At 61.8% G+C, this 10,424-nt stretch carries 8 protein-coding genes; 5 read left to right on the plus strand and 3 right to left on the minus strand.

Translation table 11 applies throughout. From position 1 onward, the window contains the following. Together F624_RS0131340 and F624_RS0131345 are read right to left on the minus strand one after the other, a co-directional pair. Positions 1 to 772 (minus strand): phosphatase PAP2 family protein (locus tag F624_RS0131340; RefSeq protein WP_019575415.1); only part of this gene is annotated, 772 nt, incomplete at its 3' end. After that, positions 769 to 3,174, minus strand: a complete 2,406-nt coding sequence (locus F624_RS0131345; RefSeq protein WP_005303896.1) for a heavy metal translocating P-type ATPase — start codon at positions 3,172 to 3,174, stop codon at positions 769 to 771. The genes F624_RS0131345 and F624_RS0131340, both read right to left, overlap by 4 nt. 85 nt (positions 3,175 to 3,259) lie before the next feature. Between F624_RS0131345 and cadR the strand changes: the two genes are divergently transcribed. From cadR to F624_RS35265, 5 genes are all read left to right on the plus strand, one after another. Next, entirely contained in the window at positions 3,260 to 3,679 is a 420-nt protein-coding gene (cadR, locus tag F624_RS34545) for a Cd(II)/Pb(II)-responsive transcriptional regulator (RefSeq protein WP_005303894.1), read from the plus strand. A gap of 245 nt (positions 3,680 to 3,924) precedes the next feature. Further along, on the plus strand, positions 3,925 to 4,485 hold the full coding sequence (locus F624_RS0131355) for a recombinase family protein (RefSeq protein ID WP_031256930.1): 561 nt from the start codon (positions 3,925 to 3,927) through the stop codon (positions 4,483 to 4,485). A gap of 2 nt (positions 4,486 to 4,487) precedes the next feature. Next, complete coding sequence (locus tag F624_RS0131360; RefSeq protein ID WP_019578321.1) at positions 4,488 to 7,454, plus strand: Tn3 family transposase; 2,967 nt, start codon at positions 4,488 to 4,490, stop codon at positions 7,452 to 7,454. Positions 7,455 to 7,490: 36 nt separating this feature from the next. Beyond that, positions 7,491 to 8,192, plus strand: coding sequence for a molybdopterin cofactor-binding domain-containing protein (locus F624_RS0131365; RefSeq protein WP_157443734.1), 702 nt, complete (start codon positions 7,491 to 7,493; stop codon positions 8,190 to 8,192). Between the two features lie 219 nt (positions 8,193 to 8,411). Further along, positions 8,412 to 8,804, plus strand: a complete 393-nt coding sequence (locus F624_RS35265; RefSeq protein WP_169426743.1) for a DUF11 domain-containing protein — start codon at positions 8,412 to 8,414, stop codon at positions 8,802 to 8,804. Positions 8,805 to 8,903: 99 nt separating this feature from the next. On the opposite strand, the gene tnpC is transcribed toward F624_RS35265, so the two are convergent. After that, on the minus strand, positions 8,904 to 10,424 hold a 1,521-nt coding region (tnpC, locus tag F624_RS0131380; RefSeq protein ID WP_019578325.1), incomplete at its 5' end, for an IS66 family transposase.

The following is a 10,424-nucleotide window of genomic DNA, read 5'->3' on the forward strand; positions in this document are numbered from 1 at the left end:
AGCCACCAGCGTTCGCCAAAAAGCTGAATGCCGCACCCGGATTCAGGACATGAACGAGGTTGAAAAACGGGGTGATTTCGACTTGCTCACCGTAGGCAAACGTGCGGATGATGGCGAACTTCGTGAGCTGATCGGTCATGACAGCACTGGCGGCCACGGTGAACCAGACCCAAGCCGATGTGCGGCGGGCCGATTGCCACACAGGGGCGGCCAACGGCAGCAACCACCCGGCGAGTGCCGTGCAGCTCCATCCCAGCGTCCACCCCGCCAACACATCGGCCGGAAAGTGCATTCCGGCCGCGATGCGCGACCAGCCGACCAATGTGGCGTACAGCATTAAACTGAGACGACCACGGCGGCCCATCAAAGGCCAGAGCGCGCCGACCACCATCGCGGCATAGGTGGCATGCCCGCTGGGCAGGCTGTAGTGAAGCTCTTTGTCCCCGATGACGCGCGCCAGGTCGCCAAGGACGGCAGGCGGGCGTGGAAAGTCGAACCATAGCTTCAAGGCGGTGGCGACCAATAACGCCAGCAAGAAGGCCGCGCTAAAACCAATAAGGCGATGCCGAACGGCCGTACCACGCGCCGGGTTTGTAGCCGATTTCGACCACCACCACAGACCCAACAGCATCAGCGGCGCTGTCCAGTAACTTCCCACGAGGCCAAAGAACCATGCCAGTGGTTTCAGCGTGGCGGGCGTGCCTGTGTTGATGGCTTGAAACAACGCGATGTTCAGGCCACCCCAGTCATAGAGAAAGAGTTTCCAGCTCATCGGCGCAACAACCTCAAGCCGTTGCCGACAACAAGCAAGCTGGCACCCATATCGGCGAACACAGCCATCCACATGGTCGCGTGACCCGTGAAGGTGAGCACCAAAAATACCGCCTTGATGCCAAGGGCCAGCACAATGTTTTGCATCAGCACCTGTGCTGTCGCACGCGACAGGCGCACGAAGGTCGGAATCTTGCGCAGGTCATCGTCCATCAGGGCCACGTCGGCGGTTTCAATAGCGGTATCTGTGCCCGCCGCTCCCATTGCAAAGCCAATGTCCGCACGCGCCAAGGCCGGTGCGTCGTTGATGCCATCACCGACCATGCCAACCTTGCCGTTTCTGGACAATTGCTCCACTTCGCGCAGTTTGTCGTCGGGCAGTTGGTTGCCTTGCGCGCGGTCAATGCCGGCTTGTGCGGCGATGGCCTGTGCCGTGTGGGGGTTATCGCCGGTCAACATCACGGTGTTGATGCCCAGAGCATGCAGCTCGGCGATGGCTCTCTTGCTGCTGTCCTTGATGGTGTCCGCAACGGCGAATAAGCCATGTACCCCTTTTGCGCCCACCAGCATCACGACGGTCTTGCCTGCGGTTTCCAGCGCTGCGATGCGCTGCTCCAGCTCTGGTGTGCACTGCCCCAGCTCTTCCAGCATCCGGTGGTTGCCCAGATGGTAGGTCTCCCCGTCGATTTGGCCTTGCACACCTCGACCGGGCAGCGCGCTGAACTCGGCCACGTCGAGCAAGGCAACCCCATCCCGCTGCGCAGCCTGCGCCACCGCTTTGGATACCGGATGGTCTGAGCGGGCCGCCAGACTGGCAGCGATGCTGCGGCTATCCGAGGCGAGTGCATGACCCCATGCGACAAAATCGGTCTGAGCAGGCTTGCCGTGCGTGATTGTGCCGGTCTTGTCCAGAGCCAGCCAGCGCAGCTTGCGGCCTTCTTCCAGATAGACACCGCCCTTAACGAGAATGCCGTGGCGGGCAGCGGCGGCCAAGCCGCTGACGATGCTGACCGGCGTGGAGATCACCAAGGCGCATGGGCAGGCAACCACCAGCAGAACCAGTGCACGGTAAATCCAGTCCATCCATGCCGCGCCCATGAAAAGCGGGGGCAGCAGTGCGACGGCGATGGCTAGGGCGAACACGAGAGGCGTGTACCAACGGGCGAACTGATCGACAAAACGCTGGGTCGGCGCACGGCTACCTTGTGCAGCCTCTACCGCGTGAATGATGCGGGCCAAAGTGGAGTTGCTGGCCAAGGAGGAAACGCGGTACTCGAAGGAACCGGATTCGTTGATCGTGCCCGCAAACACCGGATCGCCGGGGGACTTCTCGACCGGGAGGCTTTCGCCCGTGATCGGGGCTTGGTTGACCGTGGAGCGTCCGTCTAGCACCTCGCCATCGAGCGCGATGCGCTCACCCGGTCTGACCCGGACTCGGCTGCCAATGGCGATTTGCTTGGCGCTTGCCTCTCGCCAGGTGCCGTCAGGCTGTTGCACCGTGGCCTGCTCCGGGGTCAGGTCGAGCAGTCCACGGATGGCGTTGCGGGCGCGATCCAATGACTTGGCCTCGATCACCTCGGCCAGCGCGAAGAGCACCATCACCATCGCAGCTTCGGGCCAGTGGCCGATGAACATGGCACCTGTGACAGCAATGGACATCAGGGCGTTCATGTTGAGGTTACGGTTCTTGAGCGCGATCCAGCCCTTCTTGTAGGTGGACAGGCCTCCCGTCAAGACCGCTACAAGCGCCAGAATGACGACCGACCAATGATTGCCGTTGTGGAACCAGTAGACCGCTTCGGCCGCTGATGCGGCGATGAGGGAAATACCGAGTGGCCACCAGTTGGTCTGCGTTGTCACAGGGGACGCCGATGGCGACGCGGCCATGGCCTTGTCCTCGACCTGCGCCTCGAATCCGAGCGCTTGTAGTGCCACAAGCACATCCGGCAGAACCCCGTCAGCATGGCGTACCGACAACGTGCGCTGCATCAGGTTGAAATCGAGACCGGTAACCCCGGCCACGGTGCCGAGCTTGTTGCGGATCAATGCTTCCTCTGTCGGACAATCCATCTTGGCAATGGACAGCTTGGTTGTCTGCCCAGCCGACGCCTCATCCATGCGCACAGCTTGCATGCCGATGGCCTTCAGTGCCTGTTCAACGGGAGACAGCGAAGGCAATTCGTGCTGCACGGTCAAGGTACGCTGCATCAGGTTGAACTCAAGACCAACCACACCCGCCAGCCCAACCAGCTTGCCTCGGATCAGCGCCTCTTCCGTGGGGCAATCCATGTTCTCGATGCGGTACACCGCTTGAGCCGATCCGGTTGTCGGCGGGGCTTGTGTCGTGGGTTGCATGATCGGCCCAGCCGAGCAGCCACACGCCTTTGAAGCGCATTCACTCATGGATAACTCCTTCAAATCTTCTGTACAACCTCCATTAAAAACTCTATAGTTACTATAGAGTCAAGTGATAAATGGAGATTGAGGCATGGAAATCAGAATTGGCGATCTAGCCAAGCGCTCTGGGTGCGAGGTCGTGACCATCCGCTACTACGAAAAGGAAGGGCTGCTGCCAAAGCCAGCGCGAAGCGGTGGCAACTTTCGGTTGTACAGCGATGTGCACATCGAGCGTTTGCAGTTCATTCGTCATTGCCGTTCGCTTGACATGACGCTGAGCGAAATCAGGATACTGCTGGGCCTACGAGATAACCCTGCTCAGGACTGCGGCGACGTCAATACACTACTGGATGCCCATATTCGTCAGACCGAAGATCGCGTCGAAGCGCTGTTGCAATTGAAGCGGCACTTGCTCTCGCTGCGTGAAAAATGCTCGGGCGCTCGACGAATAGAGGCATGTGGCATCTTGCAAGGTTTATCAGATTGCAATCATCCGGGATGCAACGCATAGCATGAGTTGTTTCGCACGCCGACATTGGCCTGCGATTTTGGATTCGTGAGCGGCCTGCCTAATTGGCATCGGAGAAGGTCGTGCGGCTGACTTCTGATATTCCGTGCAGTCGTCTTCTGAAAATGACACCTGATGTCAGGATAGCCCATCTCGAAACGTCAGAATAGAGTCGATTGTGTTATTTATTGACATATACCGCGAAAGGTCATAGATTTCTTCCTGACATTCTCGTCTTGGGAGGCAACTTGCAGGGTCAACGCATCGGCTATGTCCGGGTCAGCAGCTTCGACCAGAACCCGGAGCGGCAACTTGAACACGTCGAAGTCGGCAAGGTGTTCACCGACAAGGCGTCAGGCAAAGACACGCAGCGCCCGGAACTCGATGCGCTGCTGTCCTTTGTGCGCGAGGGCGACACCGTGGTCGTGCATAGCATGGATCGCCTTGCGCGCAACCTCGACGACTTGCGCCGCCTCGTTCAAAAGCTGACCAAACGCGGCGTGCGCATCGAGTTCGTCAAGGAAAGCCTGACCTTCACCGGCGAGGACTCGCCGATGGCGAACTTGATGCTGTCGGTGATGGGCGCGTTTGCCGAGTTCGAGCGCGCCCTGATCCGCGAGCGGCAGCGCGAGGGTATTTCCCTCGCCAAGCAACGCGGAGCCTACCGTGGCAGAAAGAAATCCCTGTCACCTGAGCGCGTAGCCGAACTTCGCCAACGCGCCGATGCAGGCGAGCAAAAGACCAAGCTGGCTCGCGAATTCGGAATCAGCCGCGAGACCCTGTATCAATACTTGAGAGCGGATCAGTAAACATGCCACGTCGTTCAATCCTGTCCGCCGCCGAGCGGGAAAGCCTGCTGGCGTTGCCGGACTCCAAGGACGATCTGATCCGACATTACACATTCAGCGATACCGACCTCTCGATCATCCGACAGCGGCGCGGGCCTGCAAACCGTTTGGGCTTTGCAGTTCAGCTTTGTTACCTGCGCTTCCCCGGCATCATTCTTGGCGTAGATCAGCCGCCGTTCCTGCCGCTACTGAAGCTGGTCGCTGACCAGCTCAAGGTCAGCATCGAAAGCTGGGACGAGTACGGGCAGCGGGAGCAGACCCGGCGCGAGCACCTGGTCGAGCTGCAAACCGTGTTCGGCTTCCAGCCCTTCACGATGAGCCACTACCGGCAGGCTGTGCATACGCTGACCGAGCTGGCCATGCAGACCGACAAGGGCGTCGTGCTGGCCGAAGCTTTGATCGAACATCTGCGGCGGCAGTCCATCATTCTGCCCGCGCTCAACGCTATCGAGCGCGCGAGTACCGAGGCGATCACTCGCGCCAACCGGCGCATCTACGAGGCCCTGTCCGAGCCGTTGTCGAACGGGCACCGGCATCGCCTCGACGACCTGCTGAAACGCCGCGACAACGGCAAGACGACTTGGCTGGCCTGGCTGCGCCAGTCGCCCGCCAAACCGAATTCGCGCCACATGCTCGAACACATCGAACGTCTCAAAGCCTGGCAGGCACTCGATATGCCTGTCGGCATCGAGCGCTCGGTGCACCAGAACCGGCTGCTCAAGATCGCCCGCGAGGGTGGCCAAATGACGCCCGCCGACCTGGCCAAGTTCGAGCCGCAGCGACGCTATGCCACACTCGTGGCGCTGGCCATCGAGGGCATGGCCACCGTCACCGACGAAATCATCGACCTGCATGACCGCATCCTGGGCAAGTTCTTCAACGCCGCCAAGAACAAGCATCAGCAGCAGTTCCAGGCGTCCGGCAAGGCGATCAATGCCAAGGTGCGCCTGTACGGGCGCATTGGCCAGGCGCTGATCGACGCCAAGCAATCGGGCCGCGATCCCTTCGCCGCCATCGAAGCCGTCATGTCCTGGGATGACTTCGCCGAGAGCGTCACCGAGGCGCAGAAGCTCGCTCAGCCCGATGACTTCGATTTCCTGCACCGCATCGGTGAGAGCTACGCCACCTTGCGCCGCTACGCGCCGGAATTCCTCACCGTGCTCAAGTTACGGGCTGCGCCCGCCGCCAAGAACGTACTCGACGCCATCGACGTGCTACGCGGTATGAACACCGACAACACCCGCAAGGTGCCCGCCGATGCGCCGACCGACTTCATCAAGCCGCGTTGGCAGAAGCTGGTCATGACCGACGCCGGCATCGACCGGCGCTACTATGAGCTGTGCGCGCTGTCGGAGTTGAAGAACTCGCTGCGCTCAGGCGACATCTGGGTGCAGGGTTCGCGCCAGTTCAAGGATTTCGAGGACTACCTGGTGCCATCCGCGAAGTTCGCCAGCCTCAAGCAGTCCAGCGAATTGCCGCTGGCCGTAGCCACCGATTGCGACCAGTACCTGCGCGAACGGCTGACGCTGCTGGAAACGCAGCTCGCCACCGTCAACCGCATGGCGGCGGCCAACGACCTGCCCGACGCCATCATCACCGAGTCGGGCTTGAAGATCACGCCGCTCGATGCGGCGGTGCCCGACACCGCACAGGCTCTGATCGACCAAACAGCAACGATCCTGCCGCATGTCAAGATCACCGAACTGCTACTCGAAGTCGATGAGTGGACAGGCTTCACCCGGCACTTCGCGCACCTAAAATCTGGCGACTTAGCCAAGGACAAGAACCTGCTGCTGACCACCATCCTGGCCGACGCGATCAACCTGGGCCTGACCAAGATGGCCGAGTCCTGTCCCGGCACGACCTACGCCAAGCTCGCCTGGCTGCAAGCCTGGCACATCCGCGACGAAACCTATTCGACGGCGCTGGCCGAGCTAGTCAATGCGCAATTCCGCCATCCGTTCGCCGAGCACTGGGGCGACGGCACTACGTCATCGTCGGATGGGCAGAACTTCCGAACCGGCAGCAAGGCCGAGAGCACGGGGCATATCAACCCGAAGTATGGAAGCAGCCCAGGACGGACTTTCTACACCCACATCTCCGACCAGTACGCGCCGTTCCACACCAAGGTGGTCAATGTCGGCGTGCGTGACTCGACCTATGTGCTCGACGGCCTGCTGTACCACGAATCCGACCTGCGTATCGAGGAACACTACACCGACACGGCGGGCTTCACCGATCACGTCTTTGCGCTGATGCACCTGCTGGGCTTCCGCTTCGCGCCGCGCATCCGCGACCTGGGCGACACCAAGCTCTATATTCCCAAGGGTGATACCGCCTATGACGCGCTCAAGCCGATGATCGGAGGCACGCTCAACATCAAGCACGTCCGCGCCCATTGGGATGAAATCTTGCGGCTGGCCACCTCGATCAAGCAGGGTACGGTGACGGCCTCACTGATGCTGCGCAAACTCGGCAGCTATCCGCGCCAGAACGGCCTGGCCGTGGCGTTGCGCGAACTGGGCCGCATCGAGCGCACGCTGTTCATTCTGGATTGGCTGCAAAGCGTCGAGCTGCGCCGCCGCGTGCATGCTGGGCTGAACAAGGGCGAAGCGCGCAATGCGCTGGCCCGCGCCGTGTTTTTCAACCGGCTTGGCGAAATCCGCGACCGCAGTTTCGAGCAGCAGCGCTACCGGGCCAGTGGCCTCAACCTGGTGACGGCAGCTGTCGTGTTGTGGAACACGGTCTATCTGGAGCGGGCAGCGCATGCGCTGCGAGGCAACGGCCACGCCGTAGATGACTCGCTGTTGCAGTACCTGTCGCCACTCGGCTGGGAACACGTCAATTTGACCGGCGATTACCTCTGGCGCAGCAGCGCCAAGATCGGCGCGGGCAAGTTCAGGCCGCTTCGACCGCTGCAACCGCCTTAGCGTGCTTTATTTTCCGTTTTCTGAGACGACCCCTACGTGATGGGCGCGCGGCGGGTGGAATGGGTCAACCACACCGCCCCCATCCCGGTGGGTTACTGGCGCTCGGTGGGGGCCTCGATCAACACCTTTGCCGTCGAGTCGATGATCGACGAGCTGGCCTGGGCCTGCAAGCTGGACCCCTACCAGTTCCGGCGCAACCGCATCACCGATGCGCGCTGGCTGGCGGTGCTGGATGCGGCAGCGACACTGGGCACCTGGAGCGCACCCACGGCAGCCGGCACGGCGCGCGGCATCGCCATCGGCACGGCCTTCAACAGCATCGTGGCCATGGTGGTCGAGGTCAGCGGCAGCAGCAGCACCTCGTTCAGCATCCGGCGTGTGAGTGTGGTGATCGACTGCTATCTGCCCGTCAACCCCGGCAACATCGAAGCTCAGATCACCGGCGGCGTGGTGCATGGCCTGAATGCCACCCTGTATGGCCAGCAGACCTTTGTGAACGGCGCCGCCCAGCGCCGCAACTTCAACACCAACCCGGTGATCCGGCCAAAGCAGATGCCCCGCGTGGATGTTCAGATCATTCCACGCCCGACCAGCACTGACCGCAGCAAGCCCATGGGGGGCGTGGGTGAACTGGGTGTACCCACCTTGGCGCCCGCGCTGGCCAATGCCTTGTACGCGCTGACCCGCCAGCGCGTGCGCAGCCTGCCGCTGTTTCCTGCAGCGACCATGGGCGATTGAGCCGTTCAGGCCGGGCAGGTGAATGCCTGGTCCGAACCTTGCTCGGCAGGCGCCGGCATCTGATCCAACCAGGCCGGCGCACCGATGGCCGCGCGCAGGTGGGCCATGAACAGCCGGGTCCGCTGCGAGCGATCACGGCCCGGTGCGCGCACGGCGTGGAGCCCTAGAAGCGCGTCTCTTTCGATGACAGACGCTACCTTGGCGGCTGGGGCAAGTTGCGTGTTGTCATTTGATGTGCTCACGACAGCCGGCGGGCCCTGGACCTTCACCGACACGATCACCCTGACCAACATCGGCGGCAGTACCAGCGGCCTCAGCGCCACGGTGAAGGACGCACTGCCCGCAGGCGTGACGGTGGCCGGCGTGACACCCGGCAAGGGTGTCAGTACTGTGAACTGTGCCACCTACACCTCGCCCTTCAGCTGCACCGTCACGCTGAGTGCGGGCCTGGCGGTCAATGGCACAGCCAGCTTTACGTACGCAACCACTGTACCGAACACGACGGGCCGTATAACCAACTACATGGCGGTAGACCCAAATGGGGGCAGCACCGTGCCGGTCGACCAGTCTGTGGGCTGTGCCAGCGTTGACACGAGGGTGATCGGTTCGTAAGCAGCCGGCCAAGTCATCTATTCAACACCGGTGCCATAGGATATTCATGTCCACGCCAATCAGCGCGGACATGAGTCCACTTCAATTTCTCTCTTGAATTCAGCCTTCGCGTACACCAGCCCACTTGTGGGGCAGTAACTCCGCAATCCGACTGGCCTTGTGTGTGGGCAGTCGGGTCAGCACGTCGCGCAGGTACTCGTACGGGTCAAGCCCGTTGAGTTTGGCGCTCTGGATCAGGCTCATGATGGCCGCTGCTCTTTGGCCTGCCAGTTGGGTGCCCGCAAACAACCAGTTTTTTCGACCGGTTGCCCAGGGCCGTATCTGCTGTTCGTCGTGGTTGTTGTCGATGGGCAAGGCCGGGTCTGCCAAGAAGCGCGTGAGCGCTTCCCAGCGGTTGAGGCTGTAATCGATGGCTTTGGCCGTGGCGCTGCCATCAGGTACTTTGATGCGGTGCAGCGTCAGCCACTCGTGCAGTTTGTCTGCGATGGGTTTGGACAGCGCCTGGCGCTGCATTTGTCGGATCTGCGAGGGCTTGTCTTTGAGCTCTCGCTCAATGCCGTAGAGCTGCCCGATCAAGTCGATGGCCGTAGCGGCGATGCTGCTCTTGTTGGCCAGGTGCAGTTCGACAAACTTGCGCCGCGCGTGGGCCATGCAGCCCACCTCGATCACGCCTTGGTGGAAGCTGGCCTTGTAGCCGGCAAAGTCATCACACACGAGGCTGCCTTGCCAGTCGCCCAGGAAGCGGCGGGCATGTTCCCCAGCCCGGCTGGGGGCGAAGTCGTAGACCACCGCCTTGAGGGTTTCAAACTCGCCCGCCGCATAGGCCCACAGGTAGGAGCGATGGGTCTTGCCCGTGCCAGGCGCCAAGGTGGCCACCGGGGTCTCGTCGGCTTGCAAGACGGCGCATTGCAGCATCTCGGCTTTGAGTGCATCGACCACGGGTTGCAGGCGCACACCGCAAACGCCCACCCAAGAGGCCAGTGTGGAGCGTGCAATGCCAAAGCCCGCTCGCGCAAAGATGGCCTCCTGGCGGTACAGCGGCAGGTGATCGGCGTACTTGGCCACCAGCACCTGGGCCAGCAAGCCGGAGGTGGGGATGCCCTTGTCGATGACCTCGGCGGGCACAGGCGCCTGGATCAGCGTCTGGCATTGGCCGCAGGCCCACTTGCCGCGCACATGGCGCTGCACGGTGAACACGCCGGGTGTGTAGTCCAGCTTCTCGCTGATGTCTTCACCGATGCGCTTGAGCTGGCAGCCACAGCCAGGTGTGGTGCACACCGTGGCTGCAGGTTCGTGGGCGATGCTGATGCGGGGCAGCTCGGGCGGCAAAGCCTGGCGTTTGGGGATTTGCTTGGGCGCCTCAGCAGCTTGAGGGGCGGCCTTCAACTCGGCCAGTTCTTCTTCCAGTGCCGCGATGTCGGCCTGCACGGCTTCTTCAAACAAGGGGCGCTGCTGGGCGTCAAGTTGCTCGCTCTTCACGCCAAAGCGGATGCGACGCAGCTGAGCCAGCTCGAAGCTGAGCTTGTCGATCTTTGCATCGCGCAGCGCAATGGCCTGGCTTGCCTGATCGGCCCGTAGGGCGTCTTGCTCGATGCGCTGCAGCAGCTGCGTCGTGAGTGC

Source organism: Curvibacter lanceolatus ATCC 14669 (genome assembly GCF_000381265.1).
Taxonomy (GTDB): Bacteria; Pseudomonadota; Gammaproteobacteria; order Burkholderiales; family Burkholderiaceae_C; genus Curvibacter; species Curvibacter lanceolatus.